Annotated in this window: 1 pseudogene; it reads right to left on the reverse strand. The window is 68.5% G+C overall.

The annotated features are described in order from the left end of the window. A pseudogene (locus ON38_RS21705) lies at positions 1–23430 on the reverse strand (non-ribosomal peptide synthase/polyketide synthase); the annotation flags it as partial. Positions 23431–23457: the final 27 nt, after the last annotated feature.

Below are 23457 nucleotides of genomic sequence, written 5' to 3' on the forward strand. Positions count from 1 at the left end.
TCAGTCCGCTTCGCCCCCCGTGCCCCGGAGCCGGGCCAGCAACCGCGGCGCGATCACCGTGAACGAATCCACCGTCGTCATCTCGTCGTGTGTCGCCGGTACCGCGTACTCGACGATTTCCCCGGCCACATACGGCAACCAGTCCTCCGCCCGCGGGCCGGCCTGCTGTGCGCCCGGCGTGGGTACCTCGGCACGGAAGAAATCGATGACGCCGCGGTAGGTCCGGGGCCGGTGTTCGGAGATCAGTTCCGCGGACCGCGCCGCGGTCCGGTACACGCCGCGCAACCGTTCCACCGGCAGGGTCAGCAGTTCCGGCGGGATCAGTTGGTGCAACCGTTCCAGTTCGGCGTCGTCGAGATCGCCGATACCCCGGTCCGTCCCCGAGCCCTCGGTCACGATGCCCTGTTCCACCAGTGCCGCGCGGAGCAGGGTTTCGAAGATTCCCGGATCGACGGCGGGATGGCTGTCGAGCAGGGCCAGCATCTCGACCTGCTCGCCCACGGCCTGCAATTCGGTGGCGATGGCGTGGGCCAGCACCCCGCCCAGGGACCAGCCGAGCAGCCGGTACGGGCCCTCGGGCTGGATCCGCCGGATCTCCGTCAGATACCGGGCCGCAATGTCGGTCAGTGAATCCGGGGCGTAATCGGGTTCGGTGTAGGCGGGCGACTGGAGACCGTAGATCGGCTGATCGTCCGGTAGCAGCCCGGTCAGCGCGGCGAAACTCCACGCCAGCCCGTCGCGGGCGTGGACAGCGAAGATCGGGGTCGCCGTACCGGTCTCCCGGATGGGCAGCACCACCCGCAATGCCGCCTCGGACAGTTCGCCCGCGGCGCCCGGTTCGACGATCCGGGCGGCGAACCCCGCGACCGTCGCCTCGGTGAACATCCACTGCACGCTGATCTCGGCACCGGTGACCGCGCTCAGCCGAGCCGCCACCTTGGTCGCGAGCAGCGAGTTACCGCCGAGGGCGAAGAACGAATCGTCGGCACCCACCCGATCCACGCCCAGGACTTCGGCGAAGACATCGGCGACGGTCTGTTCCAGCGGTGTGCGCGGGGCGCGGTAGCCGGCGTCGGCCGCGAAAACCGGTTCGGGCAGCGCGTTGCGGTCCAGCTTCCCGGCGGGGGTCAGCGGGATCTCGTCGATCACCATGATCGACGACGGCACCATATGGCCAGGCAGTCGCGCCTCGATATGCGCGCGCACGCCCGCCGGATCGACCGAACTCCCCGGCGCGGCCACCACATACGACGCCAGCGATACGACACCGGCCGGATTGCGGTGCCCGACCGTGACCGCGAAGTCGACACCGGCGGACGAGGTCAGCGCGGCGTCGATCTCGCCGAGTTCGATACGGAAACCGCGGATCTTGACCTGGAAGTCGTTGCGGCCCACATACTCCACCGCCGGATCACCCGCGCCGTCGCGCCGCCAGCGCACGATGTCACCCGTACGGTACAACCGCGACCCCGGCTCACCGAACGGGTCGGCGACGAAGCGCTGCGCCGTCAGTCCCGCTCGCGCGTGATAGCCACGCGCCAGCTGGATACCACCGACATACAGCTCACCGGCCACGCCCTCGGGGACCGGGTTCAGCCGATCGTCCAGTACCAGCGCGCGCATACCCCGCACCGGACCGCCGATCGTCACCGGATCACCCGGCAGCAGCGCACCGCTGATATTCGTCGCGACAGTGGCCTCGGTCGGACCGTATGCGTTGTGCAGCCGCCGCTCGACCCCGCCGTCGCGGACCGTGGACCACTTCGCCACCAGATCCGCCGAGATCGCCTCACCACCGGCGATGATGACCCGCATACCCGCCAGGTCGGCCGGATCCAGCGAGGCCAGCACCGACGGTGTGATCAATCCGACCGTCACCCGCTCCCGGGCGATCAGCTCGCCGAGCTCGGCGCCGCCGTAGGTCCCCGGCGGTACCACCACCAGGGCGCCCGCGGAACCCACCGCCAGCAGCAGCTCCAGGATCGAGGCGTCGAAACTCGGTGACGCGAACGCCAGCGCCCGCGAATGCCGGTTCAGCCCGTACCTCTCGACCTGTTCGGCGCTGAAGTTCGCCAGACCGGCATGGGTGACGACGACACCCTTGGGCAGACCCGTGGAGCCCGAGGTGTAGATGACGTAGGCAGTGTTCGCCGGAGTCAGCGGCCGGACCCGGTCGGCGTCGGTGACCGCGTCACCGGAGTACCGCCGTGTATCCAGCTCGTCGAGCACCAGCCAATCCACCGTATCCGGCAGCTCCGCCCGCACCGACGACACCGTCACACCCACTCGCGCCCGCGAATCGGTGAGCATATGCGCGATCCGGTCGGCCGGATACGTCGGATCGACCGGTACGAACGCCGCACCCGACCTGGTCACCGCCCATTCGGCCAGCACCGAATCCGCCGACCGCGGCACCGCCACGGCCACCAGATCCTCGGCCCCGAGTCCGCGCTCGATCAGCACCCGCGCCAACCGGTTCGACCGTTCGTCCATCTCGCCGTAGGACAGCCGCTGATCCCGGAACACCACCGCCGGCGCCGACCGATCCTCGGCCACGGCGGCGGCCAGCAGATCGGGCAGGGTCCGGGCCGGCACCGCCGGACCCCCGGACCGCGATCCCAGCTCCGCCCGCTCGGCCGCACTCAGGAATTGCACCTCGCCCACCGGCAGCTCCGGCGAATCGACCAGTTGGCCGATCACCCGCAGCAGCCGCGTGGCCAGAGTTTCGATCGTGTCCGCGGTGAACGAACTGGTCAGGTATTTCAGCGCGATCCCGACCGTGTTCTCGGCGGTGACCACCAGGGTCAGCGGGTAATGGCTGTTGTCCCGCGAACCCACCCCGGCGATCGACATACCGTCGATATCACCGGTCGCGGCGACCTCGGCGGGATCGGTCGGGTAGGACTCGAACACGAACAGGCTGTCGAACTGCACCGCGGTTCCGGCGGCCCGCTGGATATCGGTCAGCCCGAGATAGTGGTGTTCGAGCAGGGCGGCCTGCGCGCGCTGCAGATCGGTGAGCAGTTCGCCGGTGGTGGCCCGGTGATCGAGGCGCACCCGGACCGGCAGCGTGTTGATGAACAGCCCGACCATGGATTCGATTCCGGGCAGTTCGGCGGGCCGGCCGGACACCGTGGTACCGAACACCACATCGTCGCGGCCGGTCATCCAGCCGAGCAGCACACCCCAGGCCGCCTGCAGCAGCGTGTTCATGGTGATACCGAGCTCGGCGGCCCGGGCCGACAGTTGCCGCGTCCGGTCCGCGTCGAGTTCGGCCACGACGGTGCCGACATCGTAGTTCTCCGCCGGCGTCGGGTGCGGGACCAGCAGCGAGGGTTCGGAGAATCCGGCCAGCTCCGCCCGCCAGGCCTCCGCGGAGGCGGCCCGGTCGCGTTCGGCGAGCCAGGACAGGAAATTCCGGTACGAGGCCACCCGCGGCAGCGCCGACGTATCGCCGCGCAGCGCGTAGAGCACCAGCAGCTCCCGCATGAGCAGCGGCATGGACCAGCCGTCGAGGAGGATGTGGTGCGAGGTGATCGCCAGTTGCCACGCGTCCTCGGCCAACCGGACGAGGTTGAACCGGATCAGCGGCGGCACCGCCATATCGAAGTGCTCGGCCTGATCCGCGGCCAGCAACCGGCGCAGCTCCCCGGCCCGTTCGTCCTCGGGCAGACCGCGCAGGTCGATATCGCGCCACGGCACCGGCACGCTGTCGAGCACCACCTGCACCCACTGGCCGGCGCTGTCGGCGACGAACGCGGTCCGCAGATTCGGGTACCGGCCGATCATCACCTCGGCGGCGGCCCGCAGCCGCGCCGGGTCCACCGTGCCGGCCAGGTCGACCGACGACTGCATGGTGTAGACGTCCACACCGTCGGCGATGAACTGGGCGTGGAACAACAGACCCGACTGCAGCGGCGACAGCGGCCAGACCTCCGACAGTGCCGGATAGGTGCGCTCCCAGCGTTCGATATCGGCCTGCGAGACCCGCACCAGCGACATATCGGACGGCGTGAAACCGCCCGCCTCCGGCCGCCGGACATGGTCGGCGAGCGCGGTGAGCGCGGCGATCCACAGATCCGCGAACTCGCGGGCCCGCTCCTCGGTGATCACCCCGGTGGGGTAACCGAAGACCGCGCTCAGCACCGGGCCGTCGGCACCGGAGTTGACGATGGCATTGATGTCGAGCACGGCATTGGCGGGCATATCCCGGTCCGCGTCCGCGCCGACCGCGCCCAGTTCGGCGGTCGGCATCCAGCCGAGCTCGGCGAGTTCGGGCGAGATCTCCCCGGCCGAGACCCGGCCCAGATAGTTGAAACTGATTTGGCCCGGTACCCGGTCCGGCAGCTGGTCGCCGATATCGGGATTCAGATAGCGGAGCAGGCCGTAACCCAGCCCCTTGTCCGGAACCGCGAGCAGCTGTTCCTTCACCGATTTCACCAGCACCCCGAAAGCGGGACCACCGGCGAACGCATCGTCGATATCGATCCCGGGCAGGTCGAGCCGCAGCGGGTGGACCGCGGTGAACCAGCCGACGGTGCGGGACAGGTCGGCGCCGGGCACCACGGCCTCTTCACGACCGTGACCTTCCAGTTTCACCAGCGCCGCCCCATTCGGGCCGTCGTCGCGCCACCGGACGAGCGCCAGTGCCAGCGCCGCCAGCAGGGCATCGTTGGGTCCGCCGTGGTAGCGGGCGCCGACGGTGGTCAGCACCGCCTCGGTGACATCGGCGGGTAGCGATACCTCGAATCGTTCGACCGTCGCGTTGGTATCGACGGCCGGATCGAAGGCGCGGGTGCCCAGCAGCGGGTCCGGGGTGGACGCGATCTTCTGCCAGTACGGCAGTTCCGCGACCCGGCCCGGCTTGCCCGCGGCCTCCGCCAGCCCGTGCGCCCACCGGCGCAGCGAGGTACCGACCGGCGGCAGCGTCACCGGAGTGCCGGAGGCGAGCTGTGAATAGGCCAGCACCAGATCGGGGACGATGATGCGCCAGGACACGCCGTCGACGACGAAGTGGTGCGCCGCGAAGAGCAGCACATCGCGCCGGTCACCGTCGAAGGCGAACCACACGAACTGCACCATCACGGCGGCTGCCGGGTCCAGCCGGCCCAGTGCGGCATCGAATTCGGCGTTGGCGAGATCGGTCAGTTCGTCGTCACCGATGGCATTGTCGATATCGACCCGGCGTATCAGGGCGTCGATATCGATGGCGCCCGGCGGAAGCGCCTCGAACGACCGCACCCCGTCCACATCCCGCAGGCGGGCGCGCAGGGCGTCGTGGTGGTCGAATACCGCCGCCAGGGTGGCGACCAGGGTTTCGCGGTCGATATCGACCGGAAGCCGCAGCAGCATCGGCTGCGAGAAACGCTGGTACGCATCGTTGCCGTCGAGGATCTGCGACATGACCGGCAGCATCGGCATATCGCCCACCCCGCCGCCGGGCAGTTCCACCAGCTGCTGTTCGCCGGCGTCGCCGCGGCCGGCGACCTCGGCGAGTGCGGCGACGGTGCGGCGCTCGAACACGTCCCGGGGTGTGAAGACCACGCCGCGGGCCTTGGCACGCGACACCAGTTGGATCGACAGGATGCTGTCGCCGCCGAGCGCGAAGAACGAATCGTCCACGCCGACCTGCGCGACACCGAGGACATCGGCGAACACCTCGCAGATGATCGACTCGACCGCGCCGACCGGCGCCCGGAACGACTGCGCTCGGAGTACCGGTTCCGGCAGCGCCTTACGGTCCAGCTTGCCCACCGGGGTCAGCGGGATCTCGTCCAACACGATGACAACCGTCGGCACCATATGCGCCGGCAACCGCTCCGCGACGAACTCGGTCACCGCGGCGGTATCGACAGTGTGCCCCGGCACCGCCAGGACATACGACACCAGAATCGTCGCACCCGCATCGGTATCCCGGCCCAGGGTCACCGAGTACTCCACATCCGGATGCGCGGCCAGCGCTGTATCGATCTCGCCCAGTTCCACCCGGAGACCGCGGATCTTGACCTGGAAATCCGACCGGCCGACGTAGTCCAGTTCCCAGTTCACCGTCGGCAACGCCTCGTTACCGGCCCGCGCACCGGGTGTGGCGTACCAGCGCACCACGTCACCGGTGCGATACATCCGCGAACCCTCGAAACTGTACGGGTTGGCGACGAACCGATCCGCCGTCAAACCCGGCCGGTTGTGGTAGCCGCGGGCCAGGGCGCCACCGGCCAGGTACAGCTCACCGGCCACGCCGGGCGGCACCGGCCGCAACCGGGCGTCCAACACCAGCGCCGCCATACCGTGCACCGGCTTGCCGATGGTGACGTGGTCACCGGTGAACAACTGCGCGTACGAGGAGATGATGGTCGTCTCGGTGGGGCCGTACCCGTTGAAGTACTTGCGTCCCGGCTCCCATTTGGCCAGCAGTTCGGGGGTGGTCACATCGCCACCGACCGAGAGCACCTCGAGCGCGTCCAATCCCGCCGGATCCATGGTGCCCAGCACCGCGGGGGTGATGATGGTGTGCGTCACCGCTTCGGTCCGCAGGAGTTCGGCCAGGTCCGGGCCACCGATGATCTCGCCCGGCACCACGACCAGCGTCGCGCCCACATACGCGGTGCACACCCATTCCAGCACCGACGGATCGAAACTCGGCGAACAGATGTGCAGGAACCGATGCCGGGACTCGAGCCGGTACAGATCGGCCGCCACATCGGCGAGACCGCCCATACCCCCGTGCGTCACCATCACACCCTTGGGCAGACCGGTCGACCCCGAGGTGTAGATGACATACGCCGGATGCGCCATCGCCAACGGCGTGATCCGCTCGGTATCGGTCACCGCGTGGTCCGGCTTCGCCGCGGCCTCCGCCAGGAACTCCGGATCGTCGAGGCGCAGCCACTGGACATCACCGGGCAAGCGGTCCACGTACTCACCGCTGGTGAGCCCCAGCATCGCACCGGAGTCGGTGAGCATATGCCGCACCCGATCCGGTGGATAGTTCGGATCCACCGGCACATGCGCGCCACCGGCCTTGGCCACCGCCCAGAAAGCCAGCACGACCTCGTAGGACCGTGGCAACGCCAGTGCCACGATCCGCTCCGGGCCGACACCGCGTTCGATGAGCACCCGCGCCAACCGCGACGACTGGGCGTCCAGCTCCCGATAGGTCACCGAACGGCCGCGGTAACGCACCGCCACACCGTCCGGATTCACCCGCACGCCGTTGGTGAGGAGTTCCGGCAGCAGTCCCGTCGCCATGACATCGTCACCGCGGACATGGGTGAGCAGGCGGTACTCGGCATCGTCGGTGATCGGCAGGTCACCGATCGGCGCCTCCGGGTTGCGGGCGATGGCCGCCAGCAGATGCAGGAACCGGCGCGCGAAGACTCCGACGGTGTCCTCGTCGAACAGGTCACGGGCATAGGAGAAGGCCGCGGCCATACCGGCCTCGGTCTCGGTGATCCGCAGCGACAGATCGAATTTCTCGGTGTCGATATCGAAATCGACGGCGCCGACCCGCAGTCCGGGCAGTTCGAAATCGGCCTGGGGCAGGTTCTCGAACGACAACGCCACCTGGAACAGCGGATGCCGGGCGGTGGAACGCTCGGCCCCGACCAGTTCGACCAATCGCTCGAACGGGATATCGGCATGCGCGAACGCCTGCAGATCCGCCTCCCGCGTCGCCGCCAGGAACTCCGCGAAACTCGCCTCACCCCGCACATGCGACCGCAACACCAACGTATTGACGAACATCCCGACCACATCGTCGAGCTCGGCCTCACCACGACCCGCGATCGGCGTACCCACCGCCACATCATCGGTAGCCGACAACCGCGCCAGCAGCAACGCCAGCACCGCATGCACCACCATGAACACCGTCGCGTTGTGCTCGGCCGCCAACCGCGACACCGCCCGATGCAGTTCGGGGTCGATCTGGAACGGCACAGTGCCACCCGCCATCGACGGCACCGTCGGACGCGGCCGGTCACCCGGCAGGTTCAACTCGTCCGGCAAACCGGCCAGTGCCCGCCGCCAGTAATCTGCCTGGGCACTGACCAGGCTCTCGGGATCGTCCTCCGACCCCAGGACCTCACGCTGCCACAGGCTGTAATCGGCGTACTGCACCGGCAGCGGCGTCCACGCCGGGGCCGAACCGGAGGTACGCGCCGCGTAGGCGATCATCAGATCCCGGATCAGCGGGCCCATCGACCAGCCGTCGGTACTGATGTGGTGCACCACGAAGACCAGTACGTATTCGCCGTCGGCCGGCTGGAATACCGCCGCACGCGTGGGCACCTCGACCGTCACGTCGAAACCGGTCGCGAGCACGTCGGTGATCCGGTCGCGCAGTTCGGCGGCGGAAACCGGGATGGGCGTCGGATCCGGCACCGCCCGGGCGACGGGCAGTACCTGCTGGTACGGCCTTCCGTCCTGGGCGGGGTAGACGGTCCGCAGGGTTTCGTGCCGGCCCACCACGTCCGCGACGGCCTGCCGCAGCGCGGGAATATCGAGTTCCCCGGACAGCCGGACGGCCAGCGGGATGTTGTAGGCCGACGATCCCGTGTCGAACTGGTTGAGGAACCACATCCGCTGCTGCGCCAGCGACAGCGGCACCCGCTCCGGCCGCTCCCGCGGCGCCAGTGCCGGCAGGTCGCCGCGGCCGGCGGCGGATTCGGCGGCGGCAGCCAGCGCGGCCACCGTGGAGGCCTCGAACAGCGTCCGCACCGCGACCTTGGTGTCCAATGCCGCACTCAGCCGGGCCGCGACCTGGGTCGCGATCAGCGAGTTACCACCGAGCGCGAAGAAATCGTCGTCCGCGCCGACCCGCTCGACACCCAGGACGTCGGCGAACACGCCCGCCACGATCTCCTCGATCGGAGTCGAGGGCGCCCGGAACTCCCGGGTCTCGAACACCGGAGCCGGCAGAGCCTTACGGTCCAGCTTCCCGGAGGTGTTCAACGGGAACGCGTCGAGCGCGACCACCGCACCCGGCACCATGTATACCGGCAAGACGCCGCGCAGCGCGTCGAGCAGCGCCGCGGAGACGATCTGCTCGCCGGGCGCGGGCACCACATAGGCGACCAGCTGCTCACCCAGATCCGAGGCGGCGACCGTCACGACGGCCTGGCTCACCACGGGCTGCGCCAGCAGCGCCGATTCGATTTCGCCCAACTCGATGCGCTGGCCACGGAACTTCACCTGGAAATCGGTACGGCCCAGATATTCCAGTGCCGGAAGGATCTCCGGGCGGCCCTCGACGAGGGTCTCCGCGCGGCGCCACCGCACCAGGTCGCCCGTGCGGTACATGCGCTGACCGGCATCGAACGGATTCGCCACGAAACGGTCCGCCGACAGGTCCGGACGCGTCACATATCCGCGAGCCAACTGGTCACCCGCCAGATACAGCTCGCCCGTGACACCCGGCGCCACCGGCCGCAATCGCGAATCCAACACATAGACCCGGGTGTTCCACTCCGGCATACCGATCGGCACACCGGTCGACTCGGTCCCGGTCGCCTGCCAGTACGTGACCGACACCGCCGCCTCGGTCGGACCGTAGACATTGTGGACCGCGGCATCGGAGATCGCCTGCACCGCGGCGACCGTCTCCGGTGGCAGCGCTTCACCGAGCGCGAAGACGTGCTGGAGCGAGGGAATCGAACCCGCCGGAGTGTGCGCGGCGAACATCGCCAGCATCGACGGTACGAAGTCCGTCATCGTCACCCGCTGCTCGGCGATGACTTCGGCCAGGTACTCGGCATCCCGATGCCCGTCGGGGGTCGCGACGACCAGACGCGCTCCCACTGCCAGCGGCAGGAAATAACCCCACAGCGACACGTCGAATGTCGTCGCTGTCTTCTGCAGATACACATCGTCGGCGTCCAGCCGATACTGCGCCAGCCACCATGCGATCTGATTGCCGATCGCCGAATGCGACACCGCCACACCCTTGGGCCGGCCCGTCGAACCCGACGTGAAGATCACATACGCGGTATTCGACAGCCGCACCGGCGCCGACCGATCCGCATCGGTCACCGGGGACGAGTCGAAACGATCGGTATCGAGGCTGTCCAGGGTCAGCACCGGTACGCCCGCGAGCACGTCGGCGCCGGCGCCGTCTTCCGCGGCGATACCGACGGCCCGAGCATCGGCGGCGGTGGTCAACACGCACACCGGTGCCGCGGTATCGAGGATGTAGCCGATCCGCTCCGCCGGATGCGCCGGATCCAACGGCACATACGCACCACCGGCCGCCACCACCGCGTACATCCCGACCACCAGGTCGATCGACCGGGAGATCAGCACCCCGACCAGAGATTCCGGGCCCACGCCCTGCGCGATCAGCAACCGCGCCAACCGGTTCACCCGGCCCGCGAACTCGGCGTAGGTCAGGTCGGTCCCCTCGAACGACACCGCCACCCGATCCGGGTATTCGGCCACGGCGCGCTCGAACCGATCCAGCAGCAATTGTCCGGGCACCGCGTGTTCGGTCGCGTTCCATTCCGCCAGCACCCGGGTGCGTTCGGCGGGAGCCAGGATCTCGAAGTCACCGACCGGTGTCGCGGGATCGGCCACGATCGCACCGAGCAACCGGGTGAAGCGGTCGGCGAAGCTCTGCGCGGTGTCCTGGTCGAACAACGCCGTGGCGTAGGTCAGATAACCCGCCACACCCTGCGGAGCACCCGAATCGTCGTAGGCGTCGGCGAGGATGAGGTTCAGGTCGAACTGCGAGTTCTCGGTGTCGATCTCCACCCCGGACACCGTCAGCCCCGGCAGTTCCAGACTCGACGCCGCCAGGTTCTGGAACGTGAACCCGACCTGGAACAACGGATGCCGCGCCTGCGAACGCGCCGGATTCAGCACCTCCACCAAACGCTCGAACGGCACATCCGCGTGCGCGAACGCCGCGATATCGATTTCCCGCTGGCGCGCCAGCAGATCCGCGAACGACTCACCACGATCCAGCCGCGTCCGGAACACCAGAGTGTTCACGAACATACCGATCAGATCATCGAGCGCCTGCTCACCACGACCCGCCACCGGGGTACCCACCGTGATGTCGTCGCTTCCGGACAGCCGTGCAAGCAATACCGCGAACGCCGTATGCGCCACCATGAACAAGGTGGCGCCCTGCTGCTGCGCCAGTCGCTGCAGACCGGCGTGGGTCGCGGCGTCGATCCGCAGCTCCACCCGGCGGCCGGCGAACGACTGCACGGCCGGACGCGGCCGGTCCATCGGCAGGTCCAGCTGATCCGGCACCCCGGCCAGCGTCGACTGCCAGAAGGCGATTTGCTGCGCCGCCGGGGACTCGGCGTCGGCTTCGTCGCCCAGCAGGTCGCGCTGCCAGATGCTGTAGTCGGCGTACTGCACCGGCAACGCCGGCCAACCCGGGGCCTCCCCGGCCGTGCGGGCGGCGTACGCGATCATCAGATCGCGCGTCAGCGGCCCCGCCGAGGATCCGTCACCGGCGATGTGGTGCACCACCATCACCATCACGAATTCACCGGCGGCATCGTCCACGCGGAACAGCGCCACCCGCAGCGGCACCTCGGCGGTCACATCGAATCCCACCGACGCGAGTTCCGCCACCGCCGCGGCGACCTCACCGGCGGCCAGGGACCGCACCTCGAGTTGCGGAACAGCCTGCCCGGCGGAGAGCACCACCTGCACCGGGCCGGACTCGGTCTCCGGGTAGACCGTACGCAGCACCTCGTGCCGCGCGACGACATCGGCGACGGCCCGCCGCAACGCGTCCACGTCGAGATCACCCGACAAGCGGATCGCCAACGGCAGGTTGTAGGCAGCCGAAGCACCGTCGAAGCGGTTCAGGAACCACATCCGCTGCTGCGCCGGTGACAACGGCGCAGCCTGCACCGTCTCACCCGAGAGCAGCGTCCGGATCGGACGCGGCTGCGCCACCAGCGCCGCCCGGCCGCCGGATCCGGCCTGCTCCTGGATGCGCGCGGCCAAGGCGGCCACGGTGGACGTCTCGAAGAGCGACCGGACCGCGACCGTGGTGTCCAATGCCGCGCTCAGCCGCGCCGCGACCTGGGTCGCGATCAGCGAGTTACCGCCGAGCGCGAAGAAATCGTCGTCGGCGCCCACTCGTCCCACGCCGAGGACGTCGGCGAAGACGCCGGCCACGATCTCCTCGATCGGGGTCGACGGCGCCCGGAACTCCCGGGTCTCGAACACCGGCGCGGGCAGCGCTTTACGATCCAGCTTCCCGGAAGTGTTCAACGGCAACTCGTCCAACCCGACCACGGCCGCCGGAACCATGTAGGTGGGCAGCACATCCCGGACGGCCGCGAGCAGTTCGCTCGAATCCGGCTGCTCGCCCGGAGCCGGTACGACGTAGGCGACGAGTTGCTCACCGAGCTGGGAAGCGGCGACGGTGACCACGGCCTGGCTCACCTCGGGGCGGGCCAGGAACGCGGATTCGATCTCACCGAGTTCGATGCGCTGACCGCGGAACTTCACCTGGAAATCGGTGCGCCCCAAGTACTCCAGTACCGGTTGGCCGTCGACCCGCTGCCACCGCACCAGGTCGCCGGTGCGGTACATCCGCTGCCCGGTATCGAACGGGCTCGCCACAAAACGATCGGCGCTCAGATCCGGGCGGGTGACATACCCGCGGGCGAGCTGGTCGCCCGCCAGATACAACTCACCCGTGACGCCCTCGGGCACGGGCCGCAGCCGCGAATCCAGCACATAGACTCGCGAATTCCACTGCGGCACACCGATCGGCACAGTCCCGGACTCCGCGCCCGAAGCCTTCCAATAGGTGATCGACACCGCGGCCTCGGTCGGGCCGTACAGGTTGTGCACCGCGGCATCGGAGACCACGTGCATCGCCGACACGGTCTCCGGCGGCAGGGCCTCGCCGATGACGAAGACATGCGCGAGGGCGGGGATGGACCCGGCAGCGGTATGCGCCGCGAACACCGTCAGCATCGACGGCACGAAATCGGTGACCGTGACCCGGTGTTCGGCGATGGCCGCCGCGAGGTAGGCGGGGTCACGGTGGCCGTCGGGCGCCGCGACCACCAGCCGGGCACCCGCGGCCAGCGGCAGGAAGTAACCCCACAGCGAGACGTCGAAGGTGGTGGCCGTCTTCTGCAGGTACACATCCGCGGCGCCCATCGGGTACTGCGAGAGCATCCACGCGACCTGGTTCGCGATGGCCGAATGCGGCACCGCGACGCCCTTCGGCCGCCCCGTGGAACCCGAGGTGAAGATGACGTAGGCGGTGTTGTTCGCCCGCAGCGGTGCGAGCCGATCGGCGTCGGTCACCGGCGCGGCGGCGAAATCGCCGGTATCGAGGGTGTCCAGGGTCAGTACCGGAACACCCGCGAGCACACCCGCCGCCGCCACGCCGGCAGCGTCGGCATCGGCGGTCGTGGACAGGAGACGCACCGGTGCCGCGGTCTCGAGGATGTAGCCGATCCGCTCCGCCGGATGCGCCGGATCCAACGGCACATACGCACCACCGGCCGCCACCACCGCGTACATCCCGACCACCAGGTCCAGCGATCGCGACATCAGCAATCCGACCAGCGACTCCGGGCCCACGCCCTGCGCGATCAGCAACCGCGCCAACCGGTTCACCCGGCCCGCGAACTCGGCGTAGGTCAGGTCGGTCCCCTCGAACGACACCGCCACCCGATCCGGGTACGCGGCCGCCGCCCGCTCGAAACCTTCCAGCAGCAGCCGCGGGGTGAAGGGGTATCCGGTGGAGTTCCACTGTTCCAGCACCCGGGTCCGCTCGGACTCGGACATGATCTCGAGGTCGCCCACCGGCGCGGCGGGATCCGCCGCGATGCCCCGCAGCAGCCGGTCGAAACGTTGCGCGAATCCCGCCACGGTGGCGTGGTCGAACAGCGCGGTGGCGTAGGTCAGGTACCCGGCCATCCCTTCGGGCGCGCCGGTTTCGTCATAGGAGTCGCCCAGGATCAGGTTCAGGTCGAATTGCGAGATCTCGGTGTCGATCTCCACTCCGGACACCGTCAGCCCCGGCAGTTCCAGACTCGACGCCGCCAGGTTCTGGAAGGTGAACCCGACCTGGAACAACGGATGCCGCGCCTGCGAACGCGCCGGATTCAGCACCTCCACCAAACGCTCGAACGGCACATCGGCATGCGCATAGGCGGCGATATCGATCTCGCGCTGGCGCGCCAGCAGATCCGCGAACGACTCACCACGATCCAACTGCGTCCGGAACACCAACGTATTCACGAACATACCGATCAGATCATCCAGCGCCTGCTCACCACGACCCGCCACCGGCGTACCGATCGTGATGTCATCGCTACCCGAGAGCCGCGACAACAACACCGCCAGCGCCGAATGCACCACCATGAACAAGGTCGCGTTCTGCTGCTGGGCGATCCGCAGCAGCCCGGCATGGGTCGCGGGGTCGAGACGGACCTCGACCCGGCCGCCGGCGAACGACTGCACGACCGGACGCGGCCGGTCTGTCGGCAGGTCCAGCTGATCCGGAATACCCGCCAGCGTCGACCGCCAATAGTCGACCTGTTGCGCCGCCAGCGACTCCGGGTCGGATTCGTCGCCCAGCAGTTCCCGCTGCCAGATGCTGTAGTCGGCGTACTGCACCGGCAACCGCTCCCAGCCGGGTGCCGCGCCCGCGGTACGGGCGGCGTAGGCAGTCATCAGATCGCGCGTCAACGGCCCCACCGAGGATCCGTCACCGGCGATGTGATGCATCACCACAGCCAGCACGAACTCTCCGCCGGGGCCGGCCGGGGTCGTGCTGTCCGCGCCGGTCCGGTCGTCCGTTCCGGTGGTATCGGCCGGCTGGTCCACCCGCAGGAGTGCCACCCGCAACGGCACTTCGGTCGTCACATCGAAACCGGTCGAGGCGAACTCGGCCACTGCCGCGGCCACCTCCGCGGCCGGCACCGAACGCACATCCAGGCGCGGAGCGGCGGCGCCGAGTGGCAGCACGACCTGAACCGGACCGGACCCGGTCTCCGGGTACACCGTGCGCAGCACCTCGTGCCGCGCCACCAGATCCGTGACAGCCAGCCGGAGAGCCTCCACATCCAGCGCCCCCGACAACCGGATCGCCAGGGGAATGTTGTACGCGATCGACTGCTGATCGAAGCGGTTCAGGAACCACATCCGCTGCTGCGCCATCGACAACGGGATCGCGTCCTCGACGGCGCCCGTATCGGTGACCCGGGTGGGACGCGGCTGCGGTACCAAGGCCGCCCGCCCACCGGACCCGGCCTGCTGTTCCACCCGGACCGCCAGCTTGGTCACGGTGGAGGCCTCGAACAGCACCCGCACCGGCACCTGCGTATTCAGCGCCGCACCCAGGCGCGCCACGACCTGCGTCGCGAGCAGCGAGTTCCCGCCCAAGGCGAAGAAATCGTCGTCGGCGCCGACTCGCTCCGCCTGGAGAACATCGGCGAACACACCCGCCACGATCTCCTCGACCGGTGTGGACGGCGCCCGGAATTCCTTGGTCTCGAATACCGGCTCCGGCAGCGCCTTGCGGTCCAGCTTCCCGGCCGGGGTCAGCGGCACCTCGTCGAGCACCATGACCGACGCCGGCACCATATAGGACGCCAGCCGCTGCCCGACGAACTCACGCAATCCGGCGATATCCACGGTGGCGCCGGGAGCGGCCACCACGTAGGACACCAGCGACACCGCACCGGCGGCGTTCTTGTGCCCGGTCGTGACCGCGAAATCCACGGTCTCGTGTGAGGTCAGCGCCGCGTCGATCTCACCCAGCTCGATCCGGAAACCACGAACCTTGACCTGGAAGTCATTACGGCCCACATACTCCACCGCCGGGTCACCCGCGGCATCACGACGCCACCGCACCACATCACCCGTGCGATACAAGCGAGCCCCGGGCTCGCCATAGGGGTCGGCGACGAACCGGTCAGCGGTCAAACCGGCACGCGCATGATAACCACGGGCCAACTGGATCCCACCCACATACAACTCACCGGCCACACCCTCGGGCACCGGGTTGAGACGATCGTCGAGCACCAGGGTCCGCATACCCCGCACCGGACCACCGATCGTGACCCGATCACCGGCATGCAGCACACCACTGATATTCGTGGCCACCGTCGCTTCGGTCGGACCGTAGGCGTTGTGGAACCGACGCTGCACCCCGCCCTCCGGCGTGGTCGACCACTTCGCCACCAAATCCGCCGAAATCGCCTCACCACCGGCGATGATCACTTCCATACCCGCGAGATCCGCCGGATCCAGCGAGCCCAGCACCGACGGCGTGATCAAACCAACCGTCACACCCTCACGGGCGATCAACTCACCCAGCTCGGCACCACCGTAGGTACCGGTCGGCACCACCACCAGCGCACCGGCCGAACCCACCGCCAGCAGCAACTCCAAGATCGAGGCATCGAACGACGGGGAAGCGAACGCCAGCGCCCGCGTGGTCGCGTCGAGGCGATAACGCTCGACCTGCTCGGCACTGAAATTCGCCAAACCGGCGTGCGAGACGACAACGCCCTTCGGCAGACCGGTGGAACCGGAGGTGTAGATGACATAGGCGGTATTCGCCGGGGTCAACGGCCGTACTCGGTCCGAATCGGTCACCGCGGAATCGGAGTGCCGGTCCAGATCCAGTTCGTCGAGGACGAGCCAGTCCACCGAATCCGGCAGATCCGCCCGCACCGACGACACCGTGACACCGACCGGCGCACCCGAGTCGGAGAGCATATGCGCGATACGGTCGGCCGGGTAGGTCGGATCGATCGGCAGGAACGCCGCACCCGACTTGGTGACAGCCCATTCGGCCAGCACCGAATCCGCCGACCGCGGCACCGCCACGGCCACGAGATCCTCGGCCCCGAGTCCGCGCTCGATCAGCAGCCGCGCCAACCGGTTCGACCGCTGGTCGAACTCACCATAGGAGTACCGCACACCCTCGAACACCACCGCCGGCGCCGACGGATCCACCGCCACCGCCGCGGCCAGCAACTCCGGCAACGTCGACGCCGGGACCGCCGGACCACCCGTACGGGACAAGTTTTCGATGCGCTCGGCCTCGTCCAGGATCTCGATGGATCCCAGCGCCATATCCGCATTCGCGGCCACCCGGGACAGCAACCGCCGGAACCGGGTGAGGAAACTCCGCGCGGTCGCCTCGTCGAACAGTTCCGTCGCGTAGTTCAGCGCCAGATCCATACCGCCGGACAGGTTCTCGACGAGCGTGAACTGCAGATCGAACCGGGCCACATCGCCGGCGAGTTCCAGACCGGACACCTCGAGTCCGGCCAGATCCAGTACCGGCTGTTGCGTATTCGCCAGTGACAGCGCCACCTGGAACAGCGGGTTGCGGGCCTGGGAGCGCTCCGGCGCCAGCAGGTCCACCAGCCGTTCGAACGGCACGTCGGCCTGCCCGAACGCATCGAGATCGGCCTGTTTGGCCTGTTCCAACAGTTCGCCGAAGGTTTCGCCCGATCGGACGACGGTCCGCAGCACCAGCGTATTGACGAACATGCCGACCAGATCGTCCAGAGCCTGCTCGCCACGACCCGCGATCGGCGTACCGATCGCGATATCGCCGCTACCGGACAACCGCGCCAGCAACGCCGCCAACCCGGCGTGCAGCACCATGAACATCGACGCACCACGCGCGCGGGCCAGCTCGTTCAGCGCCCGGGTGAGCTCGGCGGGGAGCTCACCGCTCACCGTCGCACCCCGCATCGACGCCACCGCGGGACGCGGGCGGTCGGTGGGCAACGCCAGTTCGTCGGGCAGGTCCGCGAGAGTGTTCTGCCAGAAGGCGATCTGCCGCGCCAGCGGCGATTCCGGATCGTCCTCGGCGCCCAGCACCTGCCGCTGCCACAGCGTGTAGTCGGCGTACTGGACCGGCAGCGGCGCCCAGTCCGGGACACCACCCTGGACTCGCACGGCGTATGCGGTCATCACGTCCCGCGCCAGCGGCGCCATCGAGAAGCCGTCCGCCGCGATATGGTGCGCGACCACGACGAGCACGTGGTCGTCCGGAGCCGTTTCGAACAGCCGGATCCGCAGCGGCACCGCGGCGGCCACATCGAATCCGTCGGCCACGAAGTCGGTGACCACAGCCGCGATATCGGCCGCGGCGACCGGGACCGGCGCGAGATCGAGTTCGACCTGTTCGACGGGCACGATCACCTGTGCCGGCACGCCGCCATGCTCCGGGTAACGGGTGCGCAGCGATTCGTGCCGCCGCACCACATCGGCCATCGCCGACTGCAACGCCGCCACATCCAGATCGCCGGCCAACCGGATCGCCATCGGCAGGTTGTAGGCCACCGACGAGGTGTCGAACTGGTTCAGGAACCACATCCGCTGCTGCGCGTACGACAACGGCACCACTTCCGGCCGCGGCCCCGCGACCAGTGGCGGACGCGCGGTCTCCCCGGCCTGCTCGGCCCGCACGGCCAAGGCCGCCACCGTCGGCGCCTCGAACAGCGCACGCACCGGCAGCGCGATACCCAGCGCCGCCCCGATACGGGCTGCGACCTGGGTGGCGACCAGCGAGTTGCCACCCAGTTCGAAAAAGTCGTCGTCGGCGCCGACACGCTCGACGCCGAGCACGTCGGCGAAGGTATTCGCCACGATGTCCTCGATCGGAGTCGACGGCGCACGGAATTCCCGCGCCTCGAACACCGGCTCCGGCAACGCCTTACGATCCAGCTTCCCATTGGCATTCAGCGGCAGCGCATCCAACTCCACGAACACCGACGGAACCATGTACGACGGCAACCGCCGCCCCAACTCCGCCTGGATATCCGCCGTATCCACACCCACGCCCCCGGCCGACACCACATAACCGACCAAACGATCACCGGTCCGCGGATCCGACTGCGCCACCACCGCCGCCTGGGAAACCCCCGGCAACCCCAGCAACGCCGCCTCGATCTCCCCCAACTCGATACGGAACCCACGAATCTTCACCTGGAAATCCGTACGACCCCGATACTCCAGCTCCCCCGCACCATTCCACGCCACCAGATCACCGGTGCGATACATCCGAGCATTGGGAACAAACGGATCCGCCACAAACCGATCCGCACTCAAATCCGGACGACCGAAATACCCCTGCGCCAACTGCGCACCCGCCAGATACAACTCACCCGCAACACCATCAGGCACCGGACGCAACCGCGAATCCAACACATACACACGCGAATTCCACTGCGGCACACCGATCGGCACCGACACCACATCCGCCGTCGAGACCGCATGCGTGGTCACCGACACCGCCGCCTCGGTCGGACCATACAGGTTGAACAACCCGATACCCGGATAACCGGACAGCATCCGCTGCGCGGTCGCCGCGGGCAGCGCCTCACCGATGGCGAGCACCCGCCGCAACGACCCCGGCAGCCCGGTGCCGGTGTTCAGCAAGGCGTCCAGCATCGACGGCACCACCGTCAATGTCGTCACCCGTTCGCGGGCCATCAACTCGTTCAGATACGCGGGGTCGCGATGCCCGTCGACCTCGGCGATCACCATCCGGCCACCGGACACCGCCGCGGTCCAGAACTCCCACACCGACAAGTCGAACGTCGCCGCGGTCTTCAACAAGATCGCATCCGTGGCATCGAGCCCGAACTCGGCGGTGATGTACCGAAGCTGGTTCACGATCGCCGCATGCGGCACCGCCACACCCTTCGGACGACCCGTCGAACCCGACGTGAAAATCACATACGCCGTATTCGACGCCCGCAACGGCGCAACCCGCTCCCCATCACTCACCGGGGAAGCGTCGAAATCCGCGAGCTCGAGCTCGTCGAGCACCACCACCGGCACATCGACCCGCACACCCGCGGTACCGGTACCGAATCCACCGTCGGTATTCGTCAGCACACATACCGGTGCCGCGGTGCCGACGATGTAGTCGCTGCGTTCGGCCGCCTGATCGGGATCCACCGGCACATACACACCACCCGCGGCGGTGACCGCATACATCGCCACGACCAGATCCACCGACCGCCGCAACCCCAGCACGACCCGATCCTGCGGACCCACACCCTGCGCGATCAGACACCGGGCCAACCGATTGACCCGCGCACCCAACTCCGCATAAGTGAGCTGCGCACCATCGGCGGCCACCAGCGCCACCGCATCGGGCGTCGCCGCGACCGTGGCATCCAACAGCGAAGCCAGGGTCTCCGCCGGTTCGAGCTCGCGCACCGTGGAATTGCGCTCCGCGAGCGCCGCCCGTTCGGCCGGAGCCAGAATCTCCAACTCACCGACCACCGTCTCCGGCGCCGCAACGATCTCACCCAGCAACCGCAGGAACCGATCCACGAATCCCTGCGCGGTGGACCGATCGAACAGCGCACTGGCATAGGTCAGCACACCACCCATACCCACCGGCGCACCCGACTCGTCGTACCGGTCGCCGATGATCAGATGCAGGTCGAACTGCGACAGCTCGGTGTCGAGTTCCACCCCCGAAACCGCCAGTCCGGGCAGCTCCAGGGCGGTCTGCGCCAGGTTCTGGAACGACAGGCCCACCTGGAACAGCGGATGTCGCGCCGTGGAGCGGACCGGGTTGAGCACCTCCACCAGCTGTTCGAACGGGACATCGGCATGGGCCAGTGCGGCGACATCGATCTCGCGCTGGCGGGCCAGCAGATCGGCGAATGTCTCACCCGGATCCAGCTGCGTCCGGAACACCACCGTGTTCACGAACATGCCGATCAGATCGTCGAGCGCTTCCTCGCCGCGACCGGCCAGCGGTGTACCGACCGCGATATCGGTGGTGCCGGACAGCCGCGACAGCAGCACGGCGAACGCGGAGTGGATCACCATGAACGGGGTCGCGTTCGCGGCCCGCGCCACCTCCAGTAGCGCCGCGTGCGTACGGGCGTCGACCAGCACCTCGATCCGGCCACCCGCATACGACTGGATCGCCGGGCGCGGACGATCGGCCGGGAGCTCCAGCTGATCGGGCAGATCCGCCAGCGCCGCGCGCCAGTACTCGATCTGTTTGTGCACCAGGGATTCCGGATCGGATTCATCGCCCAGCACTTCGCGCTGCCACAGCGCGAAGTCCGCATACTGCACGGGTAGCGGCTGCCAACCCGGCTCCGTACCCGCGGCCCGGGCCACGTACGCGGCCATCAGGTCCCGGGTCAGCGGCCCCGTCGAGGCGCCGTCGGCGGCGATATGGTGCACCACCAGCGCCAGCACGTATTCGTCCGGCGTACCGTCGATCTCGAACAGGGCGACCCGCAGCGGTACCTCTTCGGTGACGTCGAAGGGCGTCGACAGCAACTCGACCAGCGCGGTCTCGATCGCCTCCGGTGCGACGACCCGGGTCTCCAGTTCGACCCCCGGCCCGTCGAGCGGCAGCACGACCTGCACCGGGCCCTGCTCGGTCTCCGGGTAATAGGTCCGCAGCACCTCGTGCCGCGCGACCAGATCGCCGATCGCCGCGCGCAGGGCGGCCACATCCAGGGCGCCGGACAACCGCACCGCGACCGGGATGCTGTACGCGGCGGAATTCTCGTCGAACCTGTTCAGGAACCACATCCGCTGCTGCGCCAGCGAGAGCGGCACCCGCTCCGGACGCGGCCGCGCGGTGAGTGCCCGATGCTCCTCGCCTGTTCCGCCGAGCTCGGCGAGCCGTTCCGCGAGCCGGGCCACGGTCGAGGCCTCGAAAATGATCCGCGCCGGGATACGAGCGTCCACCGCGGCACCCAGCCGGGCCACCACCTGGGTCGCGATCAGCGAATTACCGCCGAGGTCGAAGAAGTTGTCATCGGCACCGACCGGATCCACCGGATTCAGCAGGTCGGCGAACACGGCGGCGACCTGCTTCTCCAGCCAGGTCTCCGGCTCGCGGTACACACTGGTGCCCAGATGCGGCTCGGGCAGCGCCCGGCGATCCAGCTTCCCGACCGGTGTCAGCGGGATCGTGTCCAGCACCGTGATACTCGCCGGGACCATGTACGCGGGCAGCCGGCTCTCGGCCAGGGCCAGCAACTCGTCGGTATCGACCACGGCCCCGGCGGCCGCGTGCACGTAGGCGGCCAGGACGGTGGCACCGCTGGGGGGTTCGTACCCGACGGTCACCGCGAAATCCACCGAATCGTGGCCGGCCAGCACCGCGTCGATCTCGCCCAGTTCGATACGGAAACCGCGGATCTTCACCTGGAAATCGTTACGGCCCAGATAGTCCACCGAACCGTCCGCGCGCCAGCGCACCAGATCGCCGGTGCGGTAGAGCCGGGAACCGCTGTCGTCGAACGGATTGGCCACGAAACGATCGGCGGTCAGGCCGGGACGGTTGTGATAGCCGCGCGCCAACTGGATACCGGCGACGTAGAGCTCGCCCGTCACGCCGGTGGGCAGCGGCCGCAACTGTTCGTCGAGGACGTATTCGGTGACATTGCGCATCGGCGCGCCGATATCGACCGGTTCGCCCGGTTTCAGCGGGGTGCTGATATTCACCAGGATGGTGGTCTCGGTGGGTCCGTACCCGTTGAAGAACAGGCGCGGCCGGCCTTCCACCAGGGTTCCGGCCCAGCGCCGTACCAGTTCCGGGGGGCACGCCTCGCCGCCGACGATCACCACTCGGACATCGCTCAGGCCGGCCGGTTCCACCGACGACAGCGCGGAGGGGGTCATGATGACATGGGTCACCCGCTCGCGCCGCAACAGCGCGGCCAGCTCGTCACCGCCGTACACGGTGGGCGCGACCACCACCAGGGCCGCCGCGGCACCGATCGCGATCAGCAGTTCGTTGACCGAGATATCGAAGGACGGCGACGCGAAATGCAGCACCTGGGCGGTGGCGTCCACCTCGAACCGTTCGCACTCCTCGGCGCAGAACCCGGCCAGACCGGCCTGGGTGACCACGACACCCTTCGGCTTGCCGGTCGAACCCGAGGTGTAGATGACGTAGGCCGGATGTTCGGCACGCAACGGGCGCAGCCGTTCATCGAAGGACACCGGTTCGGCCGGATACTGCTCGAGCGCCGCGGCGGTATCCGCGCTGTCGACCGCGAGCCACTGCACCTCTTGCGGCAGTCCGGCCATCGACTCCGCCACGGACAGACCGAAGACGACGCCGGAATCGCGCACCATATGGGTGATGCGGTCGATGGGGTACTTCACATCCACCGGCACGAAGCCGGCGCCGGTTTTGGCGACCGCCCAGACCGCGACCACCGAGTCGATCGAGCGCGGGATACCGATCGCGACCAGATCCTCGGGGCCGATCCCGCGCGCGATGAGCAACCGGGCCAGGCGGCTGGAGCGTTCGTCGAGCTCGGCGTAGGTGAGCTGACCGAGAGTATCGGTGGCGTCGGCATAGCGGACGGCGATACCGGTGGGGTTGGTCTCGACGGCCGTGGCCATGAGCTGGGGCAGGCTGGTGAACCGGGGGCGCCGGGCGCGGGTGGGCCGGGTGCGTGCCGTTCGGGTCATCCTCGCATCATCACTTCCTGGAGATGG

Source organism: Nocardia testacea NBRC 100365 (assembly GCF_000308775.1).
In the GTDB taxonomy this organism is placed as follows: domain Bacteria; phylum Actinomycetota; class Actinomycetes; order Mycobacteriales; family Mycobacteriaceae; genus Nocardia; species Nocardia testacea.